Raw genomic sequence first — 23,339 nt, forward strand, 5'->3', positions numbered from 1 at the left:
TTGCAGCTTGACGCTTGTTACTGCTGATAGGGCACCAACCATTGGCCACAGGCCTGGGCCAGATGGTCGGTCAACAGGCCCAACAGCTGCCCGCCACTGCGCCAATGATGCCAGTACAACGGCACATCGATGGGCTTATCTGGCAATAACTCGACTAATACGCCGGTTTGCAGCTGGTCGCGCACCTGTAATTCCGGCACCAGCCCCCAGCCCAGGCCGGCTTCCGTCAAGCGGATAAAGCCTTCGGAGGATGGGCATAAATGGTGTTCGAAACCGCCGTCCACGCCCAAGGACGCCAGGTAACGGTGCTGCAGGAAATCATCCGGGCCGAACACCAGCGCCGGCGTTCGCGCCAATTGATCGGCACGCACGCCCTCAGGGAAATGCCGCGCAATAAAAGCCGGGCTGGCCAGCGCGCGATAGCGCATGGCACCGAGCAACAGGCTGCGCGCGCCGGCCACGGGGCGCTCGCTGGCGCAAATGCAGGCCGCCACTTCACCGGCGCGCATGCGTTTAAGGCCCACAGTCTGGTCTTCCACCACCAGGTCCAGCAGCAAATGCTGCTCGGCGCAAAAGTCGCTGACGGCCTCAGCCCACCAAGTGGCGAGGCTGTCGGCATTCAGTGCGATGCGCAGGCGCTCGGGCATGCCCTCCTCGTCCAGCGCCGGCACCTGGCTTTGCAGGTCGCGCTCGAGCAAGCGCACCTGTTGCACATGGTTGAGCAGGCGCCGGCCGATTTCGGTAGGTGTGGGCGGTGTGGCCCGCACCAGCACCGGCTGGCCGACACGCGCCTCAAGCAACTTGATGCGCTGGGAGATCGCCGACTGCGACAACCCCAGCACCTGGGCGCCGCGCTCAAAGCCGGCCTGTTCCACCACCGCCGCCAGGGCGGAAAGCAATTTATAGTCGAACATCAGTTTCTCTAATGGGCGATCAGCAATATTGGTTTTTCTTATACAGCCTAGCCCATGAGAATGACCAGCATTGAGTCTCTCTCTATTAAGGAACCCACACATGGCTGGCGAAACCGCCCTGGCAACCCTGCTGCGCAGCATGAGCCCACAGCTCAATGAGGGCGATTATGTGTTCTGCACCCTGCCCGACAACCGTATCCCGCCCGGCTGCGAGGTGATCGGCAGCTTCCGCGAGCAGGAAGGCCTGACGTTGATCCTGGACCGCCAACACGCTGAACAGGCCGGATTGGCCTTCGACTATGTCGCCGCGTGGATCACCTTGAACGTGCATTCGGCCTTGGAGGCGGTAGGCCTGACCGCTGCCTTCGCCAGCGCCTTGGGCAAGGCCGGCATCAGTTGCAACGTGATCGCCGGCTTTTATCACGACCACCTGTTTGTCGGCCGCAGCGATGCTGAGCGAGCCATGGATGTATTGCGCCACTTGGCAGCAAACGCGGAGTAAAGGTTATGTGGCAAAGCTACGTGAACGGGCTGCTGGTAGCCCTCGGCCTGATCATGGCGATCGGCACCCAGAATGCGTTTGTGTTGGCGCAAAGCCTGCGCCGTGAGCATCACCTACCGGTGGCGGCGCTGTGCATCGTATGTGATGCGATTCTGGTGGCTGCCGGGGTATTCGGCCTGGCCACAGTGCTGGCACAAAACCCGCTGCTGCTGGCGGTTGCCCGTTGGGGCGGCGCGGCGTTCCTGCTGTGGTACGGCACCTTGGCGCTGCGTCGCGCGTTTTCCAAGCAAAGCCTAGGTCAAGGCGAAAACCTCGAGGTGCGTTCCCTGCGCGCGGTGTTACTCAGCGCCCTGGCGGTGACGTTACTCAATCCGCATGTGTATTTGGACACCGTCTTGCTGATTGGCTCTTTAGGCGCTCAGCAAACTGAACCCGGCGCCTACGTGGCCGGTGCGGCCAGCGCGTCGTTCCTGTGGTTCGCCACCCTGGCATTAGGCGCCGCGTGGTTGGCGCCGTGGCTGGCACGCCCTGCTACCTGGCGGCTGCTGGACCTTTTGGTGGCGGTCATGATGTTCAGCGTGGCGTATCAATTGATCAGTGCTTGATGAATATTCCAAAACGCTCTGGAACCTCTATCCCACACAGTTGTTGCGTGGTTTTGCCGCACCCCCGGTGCTATGATCCGGACCCTGCGCCGCAAAGAGTACAAACTCCCCGGCGCTTGTTTGGCCGCCCGTGATCGGCCTTGCGCTCACCGCAACTGACCTGATTAGGAGAATCATCATGGCTTTCGAATTGCCGCCGCTGCCCTACGCACACGATGCCCTGCAGCCGCACATCTCCAAGGAAACCTTGGAATACCACCACGACAAGCACCACAACACCTATGTCGTGAACCTGAACAACCTGGTGCCAGGCACCGAGTTCGAAGGCAAGACCCTGGAAGAAATCGTCAAGTCCTCTTCGGGCGGCATCTTCAACAACGCCGCTCAGGTCTGGAACCACACGTTCTACTGGAACTGCCTGGCGCCAAACGCCGGCGGCCAACCAACCGGCGCACTTGGCGATGCCATCAACGCTGCGTTCGGTTCGTTCGACAAGTTCAAAGAAGAATTCACCAAGACGTCCGTCGGCACCTTCGGTTCCGGTTGGGGCTGGCTGGTGAAAAAGGCTGACGGTTCCCTGGCCCTGGCCAGCACCATCGGCGCCGGCAACCCGCTGACCAGCGGCGACACCCCGCTGCTGACCTGCGACGTCTGGGAACACGCTTACTACATCGACTACCGCAACGTGCGTCCAAAGTATGTGGAAGCGTTCTGGAACCTGGTCAACTGGAAGTTCGTGGCTGAGCAGTTCGAAGGCAAGACCTTTACTGCTTAAGCACACCTTGCTGTACCGCTGATCACTTGTGTGATTAATCAATAATCCGTGATCTGCTTAAAAACCGGAGCCCCGCCAAGGGCTCCGGTTTTTTTATGCCCGCCGCACACCCTCGCCCATCGCTGCTATTAAACAGCCCGGTCTATAGCCAATCGCTATAAAAAACTGTCAGAAATCACAGGTTTTACCCCGTCAGATTTTATATAGGCTCAGATCTCCACCCTGTTCTGAAGGCTCAGGACAAGCAAACTTATAAGGAGATTGAACATGGCACATAACCCAATGGGCAAAGACCCGGCCGACTACGAGAGCGAACCGATTTTTAACGCAACCACCCAAAAATTCAATATGGTGAACACCCGCACCGGACTGTTTGAAGCGTACGTAAAAATGCCCACCCCGAGCGGTAACCAGGGTAACGGCCCCCCGTTAGAAATGGACCTGTATTATAGCCCCCTGACCAATAACCAGGCCGCATTGGGCGACGGCTGGGAATTCAGCACGACTATTTACAGTGAAGAATATGAAAAGTTAACGCTCAATACCGGCGAAACACTGCCCTTGAAAAAGGGCAAAAACTTGAAACAAGTGGCAGTCATTGCCGAATGGGGCGCCGATGGTAAATTGACCGTCTACCGCAAAGGCGGCAGAACAGAAGTCTTGTCCAAGCTGGGAGATTCGCTGTTTTATCTACCCGAGTCGCTGACCCTCGATGGATATTACTTCCTGTACTCGACCTGGATTGCCACAGCCCACGTAATAGACGGTAAAACCTATTATCAAACCAAGTTACAGCGTGTTAAAGACAGCCTTCGTACGCTGATCGAAATTGACTATACGCTCGCCGAAGATAACGCCCAGTCAGCACTTACGCCCGTCACCCTGACCTTCTGGCCCGACGATGCCACTGAAACATTGCGCTATGAGCTGACGATTGAGGACTACGCCCTTAAATCCGTGACGCTTGCCGACGATATTAAAACCTCGTTCACGTATCTGGATCATAAGACCGCTGGCTGGCTGCTGAACACGTTCACCCACTGGGACGGCCTCGTTGAAGAGGTTGAGTACGACGACAATGGGCTGACCTTCCCGGACAACCCCACATTATCGGCACTGCCCTGTGTTCTCGGCCATCACTTGCAGCCCAACGGCGGCGGGGAACCGGTCTTTCATCATTATGAGTACAGTCGATATACCAACCTTAAAGCCTACATAACAACTAAAACCGGCGCTGGACAAAAGACGATCTATACGTACGATCACAAGACTAACGAAATCTTATCGGAATTGACCAGTAGCACCACGGACGACATTACGACCTATACCAACACAGACTACACAATTTCTGCAGAACCGAACGCCATAAAAAATGAACGTTCCACTACATACGGCCAATCATCTTCTAAACCTCGAAAAATAGATATTCATAATCGTTTCAACAAAGATGCTGCCCTGATTGAAAACAAAAAACTTAACACATCCACCACTTACGAATACGATGACGGCGAAAAATTTCTCTCGGACCGACCGTACAAGGAAACCATACTGCTCGGCGAGTATTTAAACATTGCCATAAACACTAAAACGTATCTTTATACCGATATACCCGGCATGAGCGAGCCAAAGCTCGCCGTCCTCATAGAAACCTTCGACCCCTTAAATATCATTAACCCCAGCATCACTTTCCAGAACTTCAGCTATTACACGGACAATGACTTTCGTAAAGGAAAACTAATGGAAGTCGCCTACGAAGATGACATATTTCGTGTACCCAAACGTGCCTTTACGTACACCCTCGGGGGGGCAAACAACACAGAGCTGACCACAAAGACCGTCGACACTGAACCTACTGGAACCTCGCGTACGTCTTCATCCACTCAGAGCGTTCTCAGCGGGCGCCTCATTCGTCAGGTGGACACCGACGGTAATCGGACGGAGTACACCTATGACGCGTTTGGAAGGTTAGCGACGCTCACAGTGTGTGCGCAGAGCCCAACCTATAAGCAAACCACTCGCTATGCCTATCCGGCCCCTGGCCAAGTGAAGGTCACCGAGCCTAACGGGCAGGTTCGCTTGAGCCAATACGATGGTCAAGACCGGCTGGTAAGGGAGTACGAATACGTCGAAGCAAACACCCAGCGCCTGCTCAGGGAAGTCAGCTACGACCTCATGGGGCGCGAATTGCGCAGCACGCAGTACGATTACACGGAAGACGGCACCCAAGTCAGCGACTGGAGCGAAATAAATTACGACGATTGGGGTGAAGTCAGCGGGCGACGCTACAGCGACGGTCGGCAAGATTTCAACCTGTACGACCCCATTGCAATGACACGGAGCGAATGGACCGGTAATGCCAACGACAAACACCGCAAGGTGACAACCTACAACGCGGACGAGACGATCCAGAAAATTGTGTGGCACGGCCAGAACGGCGTCGCATTTCAAACTCAAACCGCCACCTACACATTTGAGAAGCGACTCGCACAGTTGGAAACCGTTGGCGAGTTCGGTGTCACCACCATCCGCTATACCTATGACGTCTTCGGACGCGTGCTGACCGAGTCCCATGTCGAAAACGATAAAGGCTTGCTCCCGCTGGATCTCGTCTACAGCTACCACTACACCTATCCCCCGTTGTTGCGCACTGATGAACCGGCAACCATAAGGATCAGTTTTGGCCCCCTGGGCGCCTCGACGCGTTTATTGGGTAGCCGAACATTCGATGGGTGGGACCGTGTCACCAGCCTGAGCCGAGGCAACAGCGTAGAGACCTACCTCTACAATGGCGGGGACCCATTGCCGACGTCAAAAACAACCGCAGACGGTATCGACCTCCAATACGAGTACATCAAGGAACTGGGCAATAAACTCGGCAAAGTCAGTGGCAAAGGTGCCAACCAGCAAAAAAACTTCACCTATGCCCACGCCACACAAAGCCTCTCCACAGCCAGCGAGGGAGAACATTTTTTACAATACGACCATGACCTCAACTTACGCACCACCCAGCAACGCGTGCAAACTCAGCCCGGTGAAGCCAAAGAAGTCTCCTGCCTCTATTCACTCGCGGGGCGTGTGCTCAGTGATACCGACGTCTTCGAGCACTCAACGCAGTTTGAGTACAATCCGAAGGGCCAGCGTACACGTAGCGTCAACACACACGACACTTCGTGCACTTACACCGACCAAGGGCTATTGAAAGAAGAGGTTGTAAAGACTCTGGGCAGCGCATCGACAAGCATCAAGGTCACTTACAGTTATGACGCTGAGCAGCGTGAAACCAGCCGCCGTTTCGTACCCGCTGCAAATGCCGCCTCTGCCTTGGAAATAACCACCGTTTACTATGGCGACGGTAAGTTCAAACAGGTCCAGTTGAAACAAGGCAGCGCCATCAAAGGCTCGCGCAGTTTCACCTACAGTGCGGGCGGGCGGCTTAAGGCATGCACGACTACAGGGGTTTGGAGGCCTAAAAACCCGAAGGGCAAACTCATAGACAAGCAAGAGTTCACCTATGATGGCCTGGGCAATGTCACCCGCTGTGTCAGCACTTTCGCCGGCGCAAGCAACACAGCGACCTACACCTACGACAGCTCCACGGGCGTTCGCCTGGAAAAGATCGCGAACAGCCATGCGGACTACACAAAGTCTGCGACCTTGACGTACGACATTGCCGGCCGGGTCACTCAAGACCAAAACGGTAAAAAATATACCTATGACTGGTTAGGCCGGCTGATAAAGGCAGGGAGTACCCGGTATAGCTACGACCCCAGTGATCGCCTCATGACCCAAGGCGAGGGCTCGCAGCAACGTCAAGTCATCTATAACGAACTCCAGGTCAATGGCGAGTACTCGCTTGGGGATAACGATGCCTACCGGCATATGGAACCCGGCAGTACTGGCTGCACCGCTCAACGAACCCGGATTTCCGGAGTAGACAGAACCCTATACGAATGGCGCGACGTCAACGGCACGGTGTGGGTTACCTACGACGCGCAGGCCAACACCACAAAATTTCATGCTTATAGCCCCTACGGCGAACACTTCTTTGAAGATACCCAATCGTTACTGGGTGACAATGGCGAGCTCTACGACAGCACCATCGGCCAATACCCGTTGGGCTGTGGTTACCGCTTTCTCAACCCAGAGACGCGACAGTTCAATGCCCCGGACACGAGCAGCCCCTTTGGCATAGGTGGCCCACACGCTTACGGTTACTGTACCGATAACGACCCCATCAATTTTCAAGACCCCACCGGCCACTTCTCAGTAAGCAATCGATTGAGGGGTATTTGGGGCGACAGTCTTCCTGGTCCCCTCAGCCTGGGCAAAGACTCACAATTGATTAGCACTATAATTTTTACCGCTATAGGGGTGCTATCGGCTGTTATGACGGGAGGCGCGACGCTGCTTTTATCGGCGGGTATGGTCGTCTTTGCCGCTATTTCAGCAGCCACGGCCGTCATGTCGGTCCTGATTGCCGACATCAGTTCAGACTGGTCTGAAGGGTTGGCCTGGGCTTCCCTGGTCTTTGGCGTATTCAGCTCAGCAGCCAAGCTAGGCATGAAGCTTGTCAAACGGGCAGTGATGTTTGCCCGCTATCTGGGGAACTCAGCACGTGCTGTCGGCAAGAACATCTTTCAGCGCGCGGCAGTCATTTCACAGAGCCAAAAAACGGTGCTATCCATCATCGGCGAGACGCGAGAAAATATGAACCCTCTGCGTTGGGCTGCAGCGATAGAGCCGTATCCTTTCAACTCCAACGCTGTGATCCCAGCGATCGCAAAATTCGAACCGTTTGATGACCTCAACACCATCGCTTTCGCTGTTACGGGAGTCTTGACGAATACCGGCGTTTTGGGCGACTCGAAGAATACTGACGGTTTTAATTCGCTCATCGGTAACGGGACTTGGTTGCCGAATGGTAGTTGGAAGAGTTTATGGAACAAGCCCTGGCGCTTTCCTCGGCTGCGCTAACGCCTGCAGAACTGATGTCCGTCGGCGCGGGCTCAGGCCTGCAACCCCTTCAATGACTGAGCAGCGCTTGCAGTAGGAAAAAGCCCGGCTATTTTTGCCGGGCTTTTTTTGTGGTGAATTGTGCTCCGGTCGTTGGAACTCAGTGCGCAAATCGTGCCACGTAGTGAGGGTGAGGAATTCACCTCTATTACTTGTCGGAGAAATTACTATGATCGGTGGCGTAATAGCAGCAGTCATGCCTATGGCTGGCCAGGCAATGGGCGGCATGGGCGAAGTGGCAAAAATGGGCACAGAAATCGCCAAAGTCGCTGGCGAAGTAGTTAAAGCATTGGCCAAGCAACAAGGCGGAGAGAATAAAGACGGCGCGAATCAACACAAGATCGCGAACGAGGATACGCACAAACACAACGGCAAAATGCAGTACGACGCCCCGCAATCGATGAATATCAATATCAATCAGCACAGCTGATAGAGACATGAGCGCATTCGCTCCCCAAGCGCCCTGTGCTCTTAGGGAGCTGTCTCAGGCAGGCGGATTCCCCATCCGCCTGCCCCCCGCCTTCCCCCTTCGCTGTCACCCTCCCTTCAAGTTAGTCACCAAACCCGCCGATGCCCTAATGTTCCTTTGACTGCCATCACGAGATTGCCAATACTCATGGCATATTGAGGCCACCCGCATGGAACAAGGAATGCCCCTTTGAAGCTGGAACTCAAAAACAGCTTGTCGGTGAAGTTGCTACGGGTTGTGCTGCTGTCGGCATTGATCGTGGGCGTGGCGCTGAGCGCGGCGCAGATCGTGTTCGATGCCTACAAGACGCGCCAGGCCGTGGCCGGTGATGCCCAGCGCATCCTCGACATGTTTCGCGACCCCTCGACCCAGGCCGTCTACAGCCTGGACCGCGAGATGGGTATGCAGGTGATCGAAGGCCTGTTTCAGGACGAAGCCGTGCGCATGGCCTCCATCGGCCACCCCAACGAAACCATGCTCGCGGAAAAAACCCGCGCGTTGCAGCAATCGCCCACCCGCTGGCTGACCGACCTGATTCTTGGCCAGGAACGCACCTTCACCACGTCATTGGTCGGCAAAGGCCCCTACAGCGAGTATTACGGCGACCTGAGCATCACCCTCGACACGGCCACCTATGGCAAAGGCTTTCTGGTCAGCTCGGTGATCATCTTTATTTCCGGTGTGTTGCGTGCCCTGGCCATGGGCTTGGTGTTGTACCTGGTTTATCACTGGCTGCTGACCAAGCCGTTATCGCGGATTATCGAGCACCTGACCTCGATCAACCCGGACCGGCCCAGCGAACACAAGATTCCCCAGCTCAAAGGCCACGAACGTAACGAACTGGGGCTGTGGATCAACACCGCCAACCAGTTGCTTGAATCCATCGAGCGCAACACCCACTTGCGCCACGAGGCCGAGTCCAGCCTGCTGCGCATGGCCCAGTACGACTTTCTCACCGGCCTGCCCAACCGCCAGAAGTTGCAGGAGCAACTGGACAAAATTCTGATCGACGCCGGCCGCCGCCAACGTCGCGTTGCGGTGTTGTGCGTAGGGTTGGATGACTTCAAAAGCGTCAACGAACAGTTCACCTACCAGGCCGGCGACAAATTGCTGCTGGCCCTGGCCGACCGTCTGCGTGCCCACAGCGGCCGCCTCGGCGCCTTGGCCCGGCTGGGCGGCGACCAGTTTGCGCTGGTGCAGGCCGATATCGACCAACCTTACGAAGCCGCCGAACTGGCGCAAAGCATCCTGGACGACCTGGAAGCCGAATTCGCCCTCGATCATGAGCAGATTCGCCTGCGCGCCACTATCGGCATCACCCTGTTCCCCGAAGACGGCGACAGCACCGAGAAGCTGCTGCAAAAAGCCGAGCAGACCATGACCCTGGCCAAGAGCCGCTCGCGCAACCGCTATCAGTTCTATATCGCCAGCGTCGACAGTGAAATGCGCCGGCGCCGCGAGCTGGAAAAAGACCTGCGCGATGCCCTCAGCCGTGACCAGTTTCACTTGGTGTACCAGCCGCAAATCAGCTACCGCGACCACCGCGTGGTCGGCGTCGAAGCGCTGATCCGCTGGCAGCACCCGGAGCACGGCCTGGTGCCGCCCGACTTGTTCATCCCGTTGGCGGAACAGAACGGCACCATTATTCCGATTGGCGAATGGGTGCTGGACCAAGCCTGCCGGCAATTGCGCGAGTGGCATGACCTGGGCTTCACCACCCTGCGCATGGCGGTCAACCTGTCCACCGTGCAGTTGCACCACACCGAGCTGCCACGGGTGGTCAACAACCTGATGCAGATCTACCGCCTGCCGCCACGCAGCCTTGAGTTGGAAGTGACCGAGACCGGCCTGATGGAAGACATCAGCACCGCCGCCCAGCACTTGCTGAGCCTGCGACGTTCCGGGGCGCTGATCGCGATTGATGACTTCGGCACCGGCTATTCGTCCTTGAGTTACCTCAAAAGCTTGCCCCTGGACAAGATCAAGATCGACAAGAGCTTCGTTCAGGACCTGCTGGATGACGACGACGATGCAACCATCGTTCGCGCCATCATTCAACTGGGCAAAAGCCTCGGCATGCAGGTGATCGCTGAAGGCGTGGAAACCGCCGAGCAAGAGGCCTACATCATTTCCGAGGGCTGCCACGAAGGTCAGGGTTACCACTACAGCAAACCATTGCCGGCCCGAGAGTTGGCCGCTTACTTGAAACAGTCCGAGCGCAATAACGCAGCGATTCTCTGAACGGTCAAAGCAATACTAAATATTTCCCGCGTATAACCCTTTACACAAAATGCAAATCTTTCGCATTATGTCGCAGCTTTTGCGCGCCCCCGCGCGTCCTATCAACAACCGAAGCAGGATGTTCGCCATGATTCGTATGCCCCTGGCCACCGCCAGTCTGCTGGCCATTGCCATTTCTCTCGCCGGTTGCGGCGAAGGTAAAGACAAGGCCGCCGCGCCTCAAGCGCCGACGCCGGCAGCCAGCACTACCGCTCCAGCGGCTGCCGCACCTGCCGGCAAGGTCGACGAAGCGGCCGCCAAGGCCGTGGTCGCGCATTACGCTGACATGGTGTTCGCGGTGTACAGCGATGCCGAATCCACTGCGAAAACCCTGCAAACCGCAATCGACACGTTCCTCGCCAACCCGAACGACCAAACCCTGAAAGCAGCCCGTACCGCCTGGATCGCCTCGCGCGTACCGTACCTGCAGAGCGAAGTGTTCCGCTTCGGCAACACCATCATCGACGACTGGGAAGGCCAGGTGAACGCCTGGCCCTTGGACGAAGGCCTGATCGACTACACCGACAAATCCTACGAGCACGCCCTGGGTAACCCAGGCGCCACCGCCAACATCATCGCCAACACCCAGATCCAAGTCGGCGAAGACAAGATCGACGTCAAGGAAATCACCCCGGACAAACTCGCCAGCCTCAATGAGCTGGGCGGCTCCGAAGCCAACGTCGCCACCGGCTACCACGCCATCGAGTTCCTGCTGTGGGGCCAAGACCTCAACGGCACCGGCCCTGGCGCGGGCAACCGTCCCGCCTCCGACTACATGACCGGTGATGGCGCCACTGGCGGCCACAACGAGCGCCGTCGCACTTACCTGCGCGCGGTGACTCAGTTGCTGGTCAGCGACCTGGAAGAAATGGTCGGCAACTGGAAACCCAACGTCGAAGACAACTACCGCGCCACCCTGGAAGCCGAACCTGCCACCGACGGCCTGCGCAAAATGTTGTTCGGCATGGGCAGCCTCTCCCTCGGCGAGCTGGCCGGTGAGCGCATGAAGGTTTCGCTGGAAGCCAACTCGCCGGAAGACGAGCAGGATTGCTTCAGCGACAACACGCACAACTCGCACTTCTACGATGCCAAGGGTATTCGTAACGTTTACCTGGGCGAGTACACCCGCGTCGACGGTACCAAGATGACCGGCGCGAGCTTGTCGTCGCTGGTGGCCAAGGCCGACCCGGCTGCCGACACCGCACTGAAGGCCGACCTGGCGTCGACCGAAGCGAAGATCCAGGTCATGGTTGACCACGCCAACCAGGGTGAGCACTACGACCAGCTGATTGCTGCGGGTAACGATGCCGGCAACCAGATCGTGCGTGATGCGATTGCCGCGCTGGTCAAGCAGACCGGTTCGATCGAAACAGCTGCCGGCAAGCTGGGTATCAGCGACTTGAACCCGGACAGCGCTGATCACGAGTTCTGATCAGGCGTGAGTTGAATGAGGCGGCCTTCGGGCCGCCTTTTTTATGCGCCCTCTCGAATACCCCGTGACCTCTGTGGAAACTGGCTTGCCTACGATAGCGGTGTGTCAGGCAACTGAGTTATCGAATGGCACACCGCCATCGCAGGCAAGCCAGCTTCCACTGTTGATCTTCATTGATCTCAGGCTTCAGGTTTACATGCCCTGCACCCCAGGTAGAATGGCGCCTGTCCTCCAGCACCCGAGCGAACTTCATGGCGTTGCCGACCCTACGCATCATCGGTTTCATCATCGGCATCTTCCTGATCACCCTCGCGATCGCCATGGTTATCCCGATGGCCACCCTGGTGATCTTCGAGCGCACCAGCGACCTGCCCTCGTTCCTGTGGGCCAGCCTGATCACCTTTCTCGCCGGCCTGGCCCTGGTCATCCCCGGCCGCCCCGAGCACGTGCACCTGCGCCCCCGAGACATGTACCTGCTCACGGTCAGCAGTTGGGTGGTGGTGTGCGTGTTCGCCGCGCTACCGTTCTTGCTGACCCAGCACATCAGCTACACCGACTCATTCTTCGAAAGCATGTCCGGCATCACCGCTACCGGGTCCACGGTATTGAGCGGGCTGGACAGCATGTCCCCCGGCATCCTGATGTGGCGCTCGATGCTGCACTGGCTGGGCGGCATCGGCTTTATCGGCATGGCGGTGGCGATCCTGCCGCTGCTGCGCATTGGTGGCATGCGCCTGTTCCAGACCGAATCCTCCGACCGCTCAGAAAAAGTCATGCCGCGCTCGCACATGGTGGCGCGGCTGATTGTGGCGGCGTATGTGGGCATCACCATCTTCGGCAGCCTGGCGTTCTGGTGGGCTGGGATGGGCTTGTTTGATGCGATCAACCACGCGATGTCGGCGATTTCCACCGGGGGCTTTTCCACCTCCGATGAATCCCTCGCCCACTGGAAACAGCCTGCCGTGCACTGGGTCGCCGTGGTGGTGATGATCCTCGGCAGCTTGCCGTTCACCCTGTACGTGGCCACGTTGCGCGGCAACCGAAGGGCACTGATCAAAGATCAGCAAGTGCAAGGCATGCTCGGTTTGCTGCTGGTGACCTGGCTGGTGCTCGGCACCTGGTACTGGTGGACCACCGATTTGCATTGGCTGGAGGCGCTGCGCCATGTAGCGGTGAACGTGACGTCAGTGGTGACGACTACCGGTTTTGCACTCGGGGACTACAGCATCTGGGGCAACTTCTCACTGATGCTGTTCTTCTACCTGGGGTTCATCGGCGGTTGCTCGGGCTCCACGGCGGGCGGGATCAAGATCTTCCGCTTCCAGGTCGCCTATATCCTGCTCAAGGCCAACTTGAACCAGCTGATTCACCCGCGTGCGGTGATCAAGCAGAAGTACAACGGCCACCGCCTCGATGAAGAGATCGTGCGTTCGATCCTGACGTTCTCGTTTTTCTTCGCCATCACCATCTGCGCCATTGCCCTGGCTCTGTCGCTGCTGGGGCTGGACTGGATGACCGCGTTGACCGGCGCCGCCAGCACTGTGTCGGGCGTTGGCCCGGGCCTGGGCGAAACCATCGGCCCGGCCGGCAACTTCGCCAGCCTGCCGGATGCGGCCAAGTGGATCTTGTCGCTGGGCATGCTGCTCGGAAGGCTGGAGATCATTACAGTCTTTGTTCTGTGCATTCCGGCATTTTGGCGGCACTGAACGTCGACGCTTCCAGCAACCGCGCCCGGTATTCGCCGGGCGTGGCATCGAACCAACGGCGGAACGCGCGGAAGAAATTGCTCGGGTCGGCAAAGCCCAACAGGTAGGCAATTTCCAGCAGGGTCATGCTCGGCTGCGCCAGGTATTGCTCGGCGAGTTCGCGACGGGTGTCGTCGAGCAAGGTCTGGAAACTGGTGCCCTCCTCCTGCAAGCGCCGCTGCAAGGTGCGCTGGGACAGGTGCAAGGTCTGGGCGACCACTTCGCGCTTGGGCTCGCCCTGGGGCAGCAGACGGCACAGCACCTGGCGGGCCTTGTGGGTCACGCGGCTCTCGGAAAACCGCGCCAGGTATTCACCGGCAAACCGATCATGCAGCAGCGCCATGGCCTCATTGGCCGTGGGCAGCGGCGCATCCATGTCGGCCTGCTCGAAAATCAGCGCGTCATAAGGCGCATTGAATTCCAGGGGCGCATGGAAGGCTTGTTTGTAAGGCGCCAGGTCGGCCGGTTGATCGCCTTGCAACACCACTTTGCGCGGTTGCAGGCTGCGGCCGGTCAACCAGCCGCACAATGCCAAGGCACTGGCCAGCGAGGCTTCGGCGCTTTGTCGGGTGGGTGGGAGATGATCGCCGTGTACCGTCAGAATCAGCGCATAGCCTTCGGGTAACAGGCGGAAACTCAGGTCAGCACTTTCGGCGATGATGCGCTGGTAGCGCACCAGGCGCATAAAGCCTTCGGCCAGGGTGTTGCTGGACATCAGCGCATAACCGGCCACATGAAACGACGCCGGGCGCACCACCTTGCCCATGTTCAGGCCAATCGCCGGGTTGCCCGACAGCTCCACCGCCCGTTGCCACAGTCGGGTCATGGAGTCTTGCGGAAAACGCGCGTCCGGGTCACTGAGGGCGGCGTAGTCCAGGCCCAGCTGCTTGAACAAGACACGACAATCCAGGCCGTCCATTTCCAACGCCTTGACTATTCCCATCGCCCAGCTTGCAGAAGTTGTTCGTTCGCTCATGGCGTCTTCTTGAAAAAAGCAGGCTCAACCGGCAGCCAGGAAGCCAAGGATACTAAAGTGGCATCTATTGTCACTGGCTGTTACCACTGATCACTCTAGACTCAAATAAGCTCCCCGCCGAACATCTGTTGGGCGGCACAACCACCCAAGGGCCGGACATTGTGCAAAACATCAAACAATTCAATAGCTTCGCCGAGTTCTACCCTTACTACCTGAGCGAACACGGCAACAGCACCTGCCGGCGCCTGCATTTTATCGGCACCACATTGGTGATCGGCATTCTGGCGTATGCGATTGGCAGAGGTTCGTTGGGCCTGCTGCTGGCGTTGCCGATCGCCGGCTACAGCTTTGCCTGGATCGGCCACTTCTTCTTCGAAAAGAACCGCCCGGCGACGTTTCAACACCCGTTCTACAGCCTGTTGGGCGATTTTGTGATGTACCGCGACATGATTTTGGGCAAGGTGCCGTTCTAGTGCGCGCTTTTACCTGTGACCTCTTGTCACTTGCTTTAAAAATTAAAATTAGTACATCCGTCGACATAAAATTCTTTTTGTCATTTTCAGTGCTGTATCCTGCCAAGGCTTTTTGAGAGCGCGCAATCACACTGCGATTGATAAAACAGACCTTGCGAGGAGCGACGACGATGCACGAGATACCTAATCTCCCCTTCCCAAGCCTGCACCCAACTGAGCAGCCAACACCGCATCAGGCCAGCAACAAACAGCCTGAGGCCAAAGAAGCAAAACCAGTCGACAGCAAACGCCAGGACTGACGCCGTACCAGACCGTGTGGAAAGCGCACCATTGAGCGCTTTCCACACAGCCTGAATCACGAGATACCCGCCATGACCGATAACGACCTCAACACGTCCCCCGATACCCCGGACGCCGCTGTACTCGACGCCGCCCTGCAGATGGTCGACGTCTGGAACCGCCTCAGCGCCGACAAACAAGCCTTGCTGCTCAAGCGCTTTGGCACCCAGGAAAACGCCCTGGCCGCCCTGGTGACCACGCAAATGCTGACGCCCGCCAAACCCTGATCATTGGGTAATCTGAAGTTTTTGCTGTTTTGCCGCCCCGCCCGGCCCCCGCGCCGGTATCATTAGCAGCCTATCTTTACCTGCTGCGACAGTGGACCTCTCCCATGCCAGATACCCAGCGCCCGATGGCGGTCACGCTGCAAGTCGTTTCCATCGTGCTGTTCACCTTTATCGGTTACCTGAATATCGGCATTCCCCTGGCCGTGTTGCCGGGCTATGTGCACAGTGAACTGGGCTACGGCGCCGTTATCGCCGGCTTGGTGATCAGCGTGCAATACCTGGCCACGCTGCTGAGCCGCCCGTACGCGGGCAAAATCATCGACAACCTGGGCAGTAAGCGCGCGGTGTTGATCGGCTTGGCGGGCTGCGGCCTGAGCGGCGTGTTCATGTTGCTGGCAGCGTGGTTTTCCAGCCTGCCGGCCGTCAGCCTGATTAGCCTGCTGATCGGGCGACTGGTGCTGGGCAGCGCAGAAAGCCTGGTGGGTTCAGGCGCCATCGGCTGGGGCATTGGCCGGGTCGGCGCAGCCAACACGGCCAAGGTCATCTCGTGGAACGGTATCGCCAGTTACGGCGCGCTGGCCGTCGGCGCGCCGCTTGGGGTGGTGCTGGTCAGTCATTTCGGCTTATGGAGTATGGGCGTCAGCATCATTGTGCTGGCAGTGCTGGGCGTGCTCTTGGCCTGGAACAAGGTCGCGGCACCGATTGTGGCCGGTGTGCGCCTGCCGTTCATGAACGTGCTGGGCCGCGTGCTGCCTCACGGCTGCGCCTTGGCCTTGGGCTCGATCGGCTTTGGCACCATCGCCACGTTTATCACGCTGTATTACACCACCCAACACTGGGACAACGCGGTGTGGGCACTGAGCCTGTTCGGCGCCAGTTTTATCGGCGCACGCCTGCTGTTCGGCAACTTGATCAACCGTATCGGTGGGTTTCGCGTAGCGATTGCCTGCCTGTCGGTGGAGATCCTCGGCCTGTTGTTGCTGTGGCTGGCACCGGATGCTCACCTGGCCTTGGCTGGCGCGGCGTTGAGCGGGTTTGGCTTTTCCCTGGTGTTTCCGGCGCTGGGGGTGGAGGCGGTCAACCTGGTGCCAGCCTCCAGCCGTGGTTCGGCGGTGGGGGCTTATTCGCTGTTTATCGACTTGTCGCTGGGCATCACCGGCCCACTGGCGGGCGCAGTGGCGGCAGGCTTCGGCTTTGCCTCGATCTTCCTCTTCGCCGCCCTCGCCGCCGCCGGTGGCTTGCTGCTGAGCGTGTACCTGTACCGTAAAGCGCCCAAGGCCCGCGAGATGCGCGACGCCTAGAAGTCGACCTTACCGCGCCCGGCCTTGATACTGCCGCGCTTGGTCTTGGACTCCAGGCGACGCTTCTTTGAGCCCAACGTCGGTTTGGTCGGGCGGCGCTTCTTCTCGACTTTAGTGGCGCTGAGGATCAACTCCACCAAGCGTTCCAGCGCGTCCGCGCGATTCTGTTCCTGGGTCCGGTATTGCTGGGCCTTGAGCACCAACACGCCTTCACTGGTGATACGGCTGTCGCGCAGCGCCAGCAGCCGTTCCTTGTAAAAGTCCGGCAACGACGACGCCGGAATATCAAACCGCAAGTGCACCGCGCTCGAGACCTTGTTGACGTTCTGCCCACCGGCGCCTTGGGCGCGAATGGCGGTCAGCTCGATCTCGGCATCGGGCAGGTGCACGTTGTTGGAAATAACCAGCATCACTCAAAAACCTTAGGCAACGGACAAGCCCAACTCGGACAACAACATCGACGCCTGGGCTTTGGAAATCACGGCGCCTTTGAACAGTTTGGCATCATTGAGGCGAAAACCGCTCAAATCCGCACCGCGCAGGTCGGCACCGGCAAAATTGGCGCCGTTGATACGCGCATGGGCGAGGCTGCAGTCGATCAATTCGGCCTTGCGAAAGTCAGCATCCGACAAGTCGCTGTCGGAAAAGTCCAAGTTATTCAGCACCGTTCGGGCAAACGACAGGCCGGACAAAAACGCGCTGTTAAGGCGGGTTTCGCTGAAGCTCAAGCCCAGGGACGCGCAGTGGGTGAAGTTGGCGCCGGTCAGCTTGCAGTGGGCAAAACTGGCCTGGGACAGTTTGCTGCGCTGCCAGCGGGTGTTGTTCAGGTCACAGCTGTTGAACTGCGCCTCCAACAGGTTCGCCGCCTCGAATATGGCGTGGGCTGCGCGGCAACTGGTCCATTGGGTGCCTTCAAGGCGCGAACCCAGGAAGGACGTCTGCACCAGAATGCAACGCTCGAACACCCAGTGGTCCAGCACCATGCGCGACAGATCCGCCCCGCTCAGGTCCACGCCAATCAGGCGCAACGGCCCGCTGTGCTGGTCGATCAAGTCTTCCAGCGCATCGCGCTGCAAGCTGCCGCCGTCGATGTCGGTGTGCTGCATGGGGCCTCCTAGGCAAGGGTCGATAAAAACAAGGTCGGGAGTTTAACCTGTCGACGCCCACAAAAAACCCGGCAAGGCGCCGGGCTTTCTGTTGATGCGATACGGCTTACTTCAACGCCGCACTCGTCGCGGTCAGTGCCGCTTCGGCGCTGCGCTTGTTCTTGATCCAGTAGCACAGCCCCATGAACGCCACCCACACCGGGATTGCGTACACCGAACGGTCAATGCCCGGGATCATCAACATGGTCCCCAGAATAAACACCACGAAGGCCACGCAGAGGATGTTGCCGTACGGGTACCACAGCGCCTTGAACAACGGCACTTGGCCGGTGCGGTTCATGTGCTGGCGGAACTTGAAGTGCGAGAAGCTGATCATCGCCCAGTTGATCACCAGCGTGGCCACTACCAACGACATCAGCAGTTCCAGCGCGTGTTGCGGGATCAGGTAGTTCATCAGCACCGCCACCAGGGTGATCGCCGCTGAGGCCAGAATCGAACGCACCGGTACGCCGCGCTTGTCGATTTTCGCCAAGGCCTTGGGCGCATCGCCCTGCTCGGCCATGCCCAGCAGCATGCGGCTGTTGCAGTAGGTGCCGCTGTTGTACACCGACAGCGCCGCAGTGAGCACCACGAAGTTGAGGATATGCGCGGCAGTGTTGCTGCCCAGCATCGAGAACACCTGCACGAACGGGCTGCCGCTATAGGCATCGCCGGACGCGTTGAGGGACGCCAGCAGGCTGTCCCATGGCGTCAGCGACAACAGCACTACCAGTGCGCCTATGTAGAAGATCAGGATGCGGTAGATCACCTGGTTGATCGCCTTGGGGATCACGGTGCGTGGCTGGTCAGCTTCGGCTGCGGTAAAGCCGAGCATTTCCAGGCCGCCGAAGGAGAACATGATGATCGCCATGGCCATCACCAATCCGCCCACGCCGTGTGGGAAGAACCCACCGTGCTCCCACAGGTTGCTGACCGAAGCTTGCGGGCCGCCGCTGCCGCTGGCAAGCAAGTAGCTGCCCAGGGCGATCATGCCGACGATGGCCACCACCTTGATGATGGCGAACCAGAATTCGGCTTCACCAAATACTTTGACGTTAGCCAAGTTAATCAGGTTGATCAGCACGAAAAACGCTGCTGCCGAGACCCAGGTCGGGATCTCAGGCCACCAGTAGTGCACATATTTGCCGACAGCCGTCAGCTCCGACATGCCGACCAGGATGTACAGGATCCAGCAGTTCCAGCCCGACAGGAAGCCGGCGAAACCGCCCCAGTACTTGTGGGCAAAGTGGCTGAAGGAACCGGCGACCGGCTCTTCGACGATCATTTCGCCGAGCTGGCGCATGATCATGAAGGCGATAAAGCCGCAGATGGCATAGCCCAGGATCATCGAAGGGCCGGCGGATTTGAGCACCCCAGCCGAGCCCAGGAACAGGCCGGTGCCGATGGCGCCGCCGAGGGCGATCAACTGGATATGCCGATTTTTCAGGCCGCGTTTCAGCTCGCCTGAAGGGGAATGGGGTCCACTCATGAAAAGGGTCTCACGCAAGGTTTGATGATGTTGAATGCACGTTGCTGCCTTGAATCTCGACTCAAGCAGCGCCGCTCAAACCCCAGCGCAGGCACCAGGAGTACAGCGTCTTTCTAACGGTCATGCGTCACCTGTTTGTTTTTATCTGTGACGAAATCGAACCCGTCCGGCTCGTGGCAGGGCGGAGTGATCAGGGTGGGTAAACCCTGGGTCTTGGCCTTTTGCGTGGGAACGCAAGGAGGGTCACAGTAAAACGCGGCGCATTGTACATCGCTCGACAGCTTCTGGGCGCCCCTGCAGAGCGCTTGCGACAATCTGTCAGAGATTCCTTACAGCAAGACACCGCCCATAAATGACTGGCCCATTGCGTAATTTTTACGTTACATCGCGTAAACCCAGCGTTACAGGCAGCTGAATCCGTCATCCTCCAGAAAATTGTCGGCGGGCAATGTCTGATCAATCGGTTCAGCCAGCTCGCTGTTTTTTCTGGAAAAACATAAGCGATGAAAAAACAGAAGAAAAAATCCAAATGAGACCGTGTCAATAAATTTTTTGCATTCCGAAACACTCTCGCCTAGGTTCTTCCACTTGCCCAGCGAAGCCCGCTGGCAAGCCGTTCTCAAACAACGTCCTCTAGGAGATACACCATGCAAGCACTGGAAAACGACCTGGAAACCGAACTGCAACTCGACGATTGGTTTGAAGCGCCGACCCATGAGGCCGCCGTTGAAATGATGCAAGCCGATGCCGTTGTGCCATTTGGCACGGCGATGTGGCCTTTCTAACACCCGGCAGGCATCCGGCAGATGCAGTGCACGGCATCTGCCCCCTTACCCAAGGCACACAAGGACACACGTCATGGACAAGGCCCGCGCCGTCGAACACTTTCTCTACTACCTCGCACACCACCCGGCCCTCAACGGCCTGAGCCGCCCTACCGTGCTGCTGGGCCATACCGAGCGCTACGACGCCATCGCCCAAACGATCACCCATGGCAGCGCCGCCCGCTTCAATTTCCAGGTGCAGCGCCTGGACCTGGCCGCCAGCGAGACCCTGGCCCAAGCCATCGAAGCCTGCGACCTGTACCTGTTTCTCTACGACTCCTCGACCCTGCCCAACCCACGCGCCGAAGGCCCGGACTTCATCCGCGCCCTGCACGGCGTGATGGCTGAGCACTGGAAGAAATCCCTGCTGTTCAAGGATTATGGCGACTACTTCTACGACACCTTCAGCGTCGAGCCACAGCGCATTGCCGACCTCAACGCCACGCTGATCCGGCGCATGTCCCAGGCCAACGTGCTGAGCTTTACCGACAAGCACGGCTCACGCCTGGAAGCGCCGATGAGCAGCATCAAGAAGTGGACCAATATCAACGGCGTCGGCAACCACGACCTGGCGCCGGGCGAGATCGCCACCCACAGCGAGGCCATCAACGGCCAGGTGCGGTTTGTCGGCACCTTTCTGAGCACCATTCCGTTTGCGCGCAAATACGGCGTGCTGCAATCACCGCTGGAGCTGTGGATCGAGAACTCGACGATTTGCAGCGTGGCCAGCGACGTGCCGGGGCTGGCGGATGACTTCAACAAATACCTGAATGCCAACCCGTCCAACCGCCGCGTGGAAGAGCTGGGGATTGGCACCAATGAAGGGGTCAAGGATTTGTATGCGCGCAACGCCGGGTTTGAAGAGCGCCACTGCGGTTTGCACCTGGGCTTGGGTGGCGGGCAGAAAGGCAGCCATCATTTGGATTTGATCTTTGCCAGCGGGGTGTTGGCACTGGATGACAAGCCAGTGTTTGATGGGACGTTTGCATTTTAGAGCCCAAATACCAGAGACACTGAGGATCAATGTGGGAGCTGGCTTGCCTGCGATATAGGCACCTCGGTCTATCAGACAGACTGCGGTGATGCCATCGCAGGCAAGCCAGCTCCCACACTTGAATGGATTGCCAAATTGAGACCAAAAAAAACGCCAACCCTAAGGTTGGCGTTTTTGTGCAGCCGTTACATCACTGCGGCTTCTTGCGACCAAAACCAGGACGCTGACCGGAACCCGCCGGGGCGCCACGGCGCTTGCCCGATGGCTCGTCGGCGACCAGTTTCAAGCCTGGACGCTTTTTCGGCGCGGGCTTGGCTGGGCGCTTGGTGTTGGCGCTGTCGGCTGGGCGGTCGGATGCCGGAGCACCACGGCCTTCACCACGGTTACCGCGACCGCCACTTGGGGCTTCGCCACCACGCGCAGGGCGCGGGGTGCGCGGTGCACGCTCGCCTTCCTGACGGGACGGCGCCGTTGGGCGACGCTCGCCTTCGATGTGCGGCTCACGGGAGATACGACCGCCGGTGGCCGGTGCATTCAGCGCGGGGCGCAGGGTGCGGGCAACACGTTCGGTGCGCGCCACAGGGCGCGACGATTTACGCTGCATACGCTCAAGCTTGTCTTTGCTCTTGGCGTTCATCTGCGGCATAGCAACCGGCGTCAGGCCGACTTCAGCGCTGAGGATGTCGACTTCGTACTGGCTCATTTCGCGCCAGCGGCCCATCGGCAGGTCGGAGTTCAAGAACACCGGGCCGAAACGCACGCGCTTCAGGCGGCTAACCACCAGGCCCTGGGATTCCCACAGGCGACGTACTTCACGGTTACGGCCTTCCATCACCACGCAGTGGTACCAGTGGTTGAAACCTTCGCCGCCGGGCGCCTGCTTGATGTCGGTGAACTTGGCCGGGCCGTCTTCAAGGACCACGCCGGCTTTCAAGCGCTCGATCATCTCGTCATCGACTTCGCCACGTACACGCACCGCGTACTCGCGGTCCATCTCGTAGGACGGGTGCATCAGGCGGTTGGCCAGTTCACCGTCGGTGGTGAACATCAGCAAGCCGGTGGTGTTGATGTCCAGACGGCCGATGTTGATCCAGCGGCCTTCTTTAGGCTTAGGCATCTTGTCGAACACGGTCGGACGGCCTTCCGGGTCGTCACGGGTGCAGATTTCGCCATCAGGCTTGTTGTACATGATCACGCGGCGCACCGATTCGGCGGCCTCTTCACGCTTGATGACCTTGCCATCAATGGTGATTGCATCGTGCAGGTCGACGCGCTGGCCAAGGGTGGCTTCTACGCTGTTGACCTTGATGCGCTTCTGGGTGATCCAGGCTTCGACGTCGCGGCGCGAGCCCACGCCGATACGCGCCAGCACCTTTTGCAGTTTTTCGCCTGCTGGGCCGATTTCCTGGCTGTCGTTCTGGTCTTGGTCGTTCATCTTAAGCACCTCCCGGTGGGTCGATTCAGGCGTGGCCTGAAGAGTGTTGAAAGCGGGGCTTTGGCCGAATACGTCGCCAAAGGGTCGCGAATCATACGCGCATGGCGCGCGTTACGCATCAGAGACTAGTCGATAACGCCCAAGTCATTTGCTTTTCCGCCGACCGGTGGCGCCCAGCGCCAGCAGCCGCAGCTCGGCTTCGGCCAGTACCGTGCGTTTGTCGACTTTGTCGAGTTTCTTCCAGGCGCGGATTTCGCCCTTGCTGCGGCCACAGCCGACGCAGATGTCGTCGCTGAATTTGCAGATGCTGATGCAAGGGTCTTTGGTGGAAATCATCGCTATAACTCTCGTTCCCACGCTACGCGTCACAAACGGACACAGAGCGTCCAGGAGGCGTTCCC

General features: G+C 58.6%; 20 protein-coding genes. 13 read left to right on the forward strand and 7 right to left on the reverse strand.

The window, feature by feature from the left end; all coding sequences use genetic code 11:
• Nucleotides 1–17: 17 nt before the first annotated feature.
• Nucleotides 18–914: a LysR family transcriptional regulator ArgP gene (locus tag KZH41_RS24590; RefSeq protein ID WP_242152230.1), complete on the reverse strand. Its 897-nt coding sequence runs from the start codon at nucleotides 912–914 to the stop codon at nucleotides 18–20.
• Nucleotides 915–1,014: 100 nt separating this feature from the next.
• Between KZH41_RS24590 and KZH41_RS24595 the strand changes: the two genes are divergently transcribed.
• From KZH41_RS24595 to KZH41_RS24630, 8 genes are all read left to right on the forward strand, one after another.
• Nucleotides 1,015–1,416: an ACT domain-containing protein gene (locus KZH41_RS24595; protein ID WP_094950840.1), complete on the forward strand. Its 402-nt coding sequence runs from the start codon at nucleotides 1,015–1,017 to the stop codon at nucleotides 1,414–1,416.
• A gap of 5 nt (nucleotides 1,417–1,421) precedes the next feature.
• Nucleotides 1,422–2,021: a LysE/ArgO family amino acid transporter gene (locus KZH41_RS24600; protein ID WP_263273890.1), complete on the forward strand. Its 600-nt coding sequence runs from the start codon at nucleotides 1,422–1,424 to the stop codon at nucleotides 2,019–2,021.
• Between the two features lie 178 nt (nucleotides 2,022–2,199).
• Nucleotides 2,200–2,796, forward strand: a complete 597-nt coding sequence (locus KZH41_RS24605; protein ID WP_094950838.1) for a superoxide dismutase — start codon at nucleotides 2,200–2,202, stop codon at nucleotides 2,794–2,796.
• 267 nt (nucleotides 2,797–3,063) lie between these two features.
• Nucleotides 3,064–7,770, forward strand: coding sequence for an RHS repeat-associated core domain-containing protein (locus KZH41_RS24610; RefSeq protein WP_263273891.1), 4,707 nt, complete (start codon nucleotides 3,064–3,066; stop codon nucleotides 7,768–7,770).
• Nucleotides 7,771–7,978: 208 nt separating this feature from the next.
• Nucleotides 7,979–8,239: a hypothetical protein gene (locus KZH41_RS24615; RefSeq protein WP_141240541.1), complete on the forward strand. Its 261-nt coding sequence runs from the start codon at nucleotides 7,979–7,981 to the stop codon at nucleotides 8,237–8,239.
• Nucleotides 8,240–8,467: 228 nt separating this feature from the next.
• On the forward strand, nucleotides 8,468–10,519 hold the full coding sequence (locus tag KZH41_RS24620) for a putative bifunctional diguanylate cyclase/phosphodiesterase (RefSeq protein ID WP_094950835.1): 2,052 nt from the start codon (nucleotides 8,468–8,470) through the stop codon (nucleotides 10,517–10,519).
• 127 nt (nucleotides 10,520–10,646) lie between these two features.
• Nucleotides 10,647–11,990: an imelysin family protein gene (locus KZH41_RS24625; protein ID WP_263273892.1), complete on the forward strand. Its 1,344-nt coding sequence runs from the start codon at nucleotides 10,647–10,649 to the stop codon at nucleotides 11,988–11,990.
• Between the two features lie 251 nt (nucleotides 11,991–12,241).
• The gene (locus KZH41_RS24630; RefSeq protein ID WP_094950833.1) at nucleotides 12,242–13,696 is read left to right on the forward strand and encodes a TrkH family potassium uptake protein; all 1,455 of its coding nucleotides are present in this window, start codon (nucleotides 12,242–12,244) and stop codon (nucleotides 13,694–13,696) included.
• Here KZH41_RS24630 and KZH41_RS24635 read toward each other — a convergent pair.
• Entirely contained in the window at nucleotides 13,653–14,711 is a 1,059-nt protein-coding gene (locus tag KZH41_RS24635; RefSeq protein WP_094950832.1) for an AraC family transcriptional regulator, read from the reverse strand. The genes KZH41_RS24630 and KZH41_RS24635 overlap by 44 nt on opposite strands.
• Before the next feature lie 161 nt (nucleotides 14,712–14,872).
• Here KZH41_RS24635 and KZH41_RS24640 point away from each other — a divergent pair, with 161 nt between their 5' ends.
• The 3 genes from KZH41_RS24640 to KZH41_RS24650 all read left to right on the forward strand — a co-directional run bounded on the left by KZH41_RS24640 (nucleotide 14,873) and on the right by KZH41_RS24650 (nucleotide 17,051).
• Nucleotides 14,873–15,184 carry a DUF962 domain-containing protein gene (locus KZH41_RS24640; RefSeq protein ID WP_094950855.1) on the forward strand — a complete coding sequence of 104 codons (312 nt, stop codon included), beginning with the start codon at nucleotides 14,873–14,875 and terminating at the stop codon, nucleotides 15,182–15,184.
• 371 nt (nucleotides 15,185–15,555) lie between these two features.
• A complete protein-coding gene (locus tag KZH41_RS24645) occupies nucleotides 15,556–15,750 on the forward strand; it encodes a hypothetical protein (protein ID WP_094950831.1) in 195 nt (64 codons plus the stop codon).
• A gap of 104 nt (nucleotides 15,751–15,854) precedes the next feature.
• Nucleotides 15,855–17,051, forward strand: coding sequence for an MFS transporter (locus KZH41_RS24650; RefSeq protein ID WP_094950830.1), 1,197 nt, complete (start codon nucleotides 15,855–15,857; stop codon nucleotides 17,049–17,051).
• Here the strand turns inward: KZH41_RS24650 and arfB are convergent.
• From arfB to KZH41_RS24665, 3 genes are all read right to left on the reverse strand, one after another.
• Nucleotides 17,048–17,461 carry an alternative ribosome rescue aminoacyl-tRNA hydrolase ArfB gene (gene arfB, locus KZH41_RS24655; RefSeq protein ID WP_034109044.1) on the reverse strand — a complete coding sequence of 138 codons (414 nt, stop codon included), beginning with the start codon at nucleotides 17,459–17,461 and terminating at the stop codon, nucleotides 17,048–17,050. The two genes, KZH41_RS24650 and arfB, sit on opposite strands and share 4 nt — an antisense overlap.
• Nucleotides 17,462–17,473: 12 nt before the next feature.
• A complete protein-coding gene (locus KZH41_RS24660) occupies nucleotides 17,474–18,157 on the reverse strand; it encodes a pentapeptide repeat-containing protein (RefSeq protein WP_094950829.1) in 684 nt (227 codons plus the stop codon).
• Nucleotides 18,158–18,263: 106 nt separating this feature from the next.
• Nucleotides 18,264–19,685: an amino acid permease gene (locus KZH41_RS24665; RefSeq protein WP_094950828.1), complete on the reverse strand. Its 1,422-nt coding sequence runs from the start codon at nucleotides 19,683–19,685 to the stop codon at nucleotides 18,264–18,266.
• A 647-nt stretch (nucleotides 19,686–20,332) separates the two neighbouring features.
• Here KZH41_RS24665 and KZH41_RS24670 point away from each other — a divergent pair.
• Complete coding sequence (locus tag KZH41_RS24670; protein ID WP_003175756.1) at nucleotides 20,333–20,470, forward strand: hypothetical protein; 138 nt, start codon at nucleotides 20,333–20,335, stop codon at nucleotides 20,468–20,470.
• Nucleotides 20,471–20,543: 73 nt separating this feature from the next.
• Nucleotides 20,544–21,503, forward strand: coding sequence for a leucyl aminopeptidase (locus KZH41_RS24675; RefSeq protein WP_094950826.1), 960 nt, complete (start codon nucleotides 20,544–20,546; stop codon nucleotides 21,501–21,503).
• Between the two features lie 190 nt (nucleotides 21,504–21,693).
• Here the strand turns inward: KZH41_RS24675 and rluB are convergent, their stop codons facing one another.
• Together rluB and KZH41_RS24685 are read right to left on the reverse strand one after the other, a co-directional pair.
• Nucleotides 21,694–22,938 carry a 23S rRNA pseudouridine(2605) synthase RluB gene (gene rluB / locus KZH41_RS24680; protein WP_094950825.1) on the reverse strand — a complete coding sequence of 415 codons (1,245 nt, stop codon included), beginning with the start codon at nucleotides 22,936–22,938 and terminating at the stop codon, nucleotides 21,694–21,696.
• A 144-nt stretch (nucleotides 22,939–23,082) separates the two neighbouring features.
• Entirely contained in the window at nucleotides 23,083–23,274 is a 192-nt protein-coding gene (locus KZH41_RS24685) for a DUF1289 domain-containing protein (RefSeq protein WP_094950824.1), read from the reverse strand.
• Nucleotides 23,275–23,339: the final 65 nt, after the last annotated feature.

This window comes from Pseudomonas sp. YeP6b (genome assembly GCF_025642995.1).
Taxonomy (GTDB): Bacteria; Pseudomonadota; Gammaproteobacteria; order Pseudomonadales; family Pseudomonadaceae; genus Aquipseudomonas.

Bases quoted from the DNA above. Each gene is read 5' to 3' on its own strand.
- KZH41_RS24610 (WP_263273891.1), top strand. From the start codon at position 3,064: ATGGCACATAACCCAATGGGCAAAGACCCGGCCGACTACGAGAGCGAA.
- KZH41_RS24665 (WP_094950828.1), bottom strand. From the start codon at position 19,685: ATGAGTGGACCCCATTCCCCTTCAGGCGAGCTGAAACGCGGCCTGAAA.
- KZH41_RS24685 (WP_094950824.1), bottom strand. From the start codon at position 23,274: ATGATTTCCACCAAAGACCCTTGCATCAGCATCTGCAAATTCAGCGAC.
- KZH41_RS24625 (WP_263273892.1), top strand. From the start codon at position 10,647: ATGATTCGTATGCCCCTGGCCACCGCCAGTCTGCTGGCCATTGCCATT.
- KZH41_RS24590 (WP_242152230.1), bottom strand. From the start codon at position 914: ATGTTCGACTATAAATTGCTTTCCGCCCTGGCGGCGGTGGTGGAACAG.
- KZH41_RS24630 (WP_094950833.1), top strand. From the start codon at position 12,242: ATGGCGTTGCCGACCCTACGCATCATCGGTTTCATCATCGGCATCTTC.
- KZH41_RS24660 (WP_094950829.1), bottom strand. From the start codon at position 18,157: ATGCAGCACACCGACATCGACGGCGGCAGCTTGCAGCGCGATGCGCTG.
- KZH41_RS24615 (WP_141240541.1), top strand. From the start codon at position 7,979: ATGATCGGTGGCGTAATAGCAGCAGTCATGCCTATGGCTGGCCAGGCA.
- KZH41_RS24600 (WP_263273890.1), top strand. From the start codon at position 1,422: ATGTGGCAAAGCTACGTGAACGGGCTGCTGGTAGCCCTCGGCCTGATC.
- arfB (WP_034109044.1), bottom strand. From the start codon at position 17,461: ATGCTGGTTATTTCCAACAACGTGCACCTGCCCGATGCCGAGATCGAG.
- rluB (WP_094950825.1), bottom strand. From the start codon at position 22,938: ATGAACGACCAAGACCAGAACGACAGCCAGGAAATCGGCCCAGCAGGC.
- KZH41_RS24675 (WP_094950826.1), top strand. From the start codon at position 20,544: ATGGACAAGGCCCGCGCCGTCGAACACTTTCTCTACTACCTCGCACAC.
- KZH41_RS24645 (WP_094950831.1), top strand. From the start codon at position 15,556: ATGACCGATAACGACCTCAACACGTCCCCCGATACCCCGGACGCCGCT.
- KZH41_RS24670 (WP_003175756.1), top strand. From the start codon at position 20,333: ATGCAAGCACTGGAAAACGACCTGGAAACCGAACTGCAACTCGACGAT.
- KZH41_RS24605 (WP_094950838.1), top strand. From the start codon at position 2,200: ATGGCTTTCGAATTGCCGCCGCTGCCCTACGCACACGATGCCCTGCAG.
- KZH41_RS24595 (WP_094950840.1), top strand. From the start codon at position 1,015: ATGGCTGGCGAAACCGCCCTGGCAACCCTGCTGCGCAGCATGAGCCCA.
- KZH41_RS24635 (WP_094950832.1), bottom strand. From the start codon at position 14,711: ATGAGCGAACGAACAACTTCTGCAAGCTGGGCGATGGGAATAGTCAAG.
- KZH41_RS24650 (WP_094950830.1), top strand. From the start codon at position 15,855: ATGCCAGATACCCAGCGCCCGATGGCGGTCACGCTGCAAGTCGTTTCC.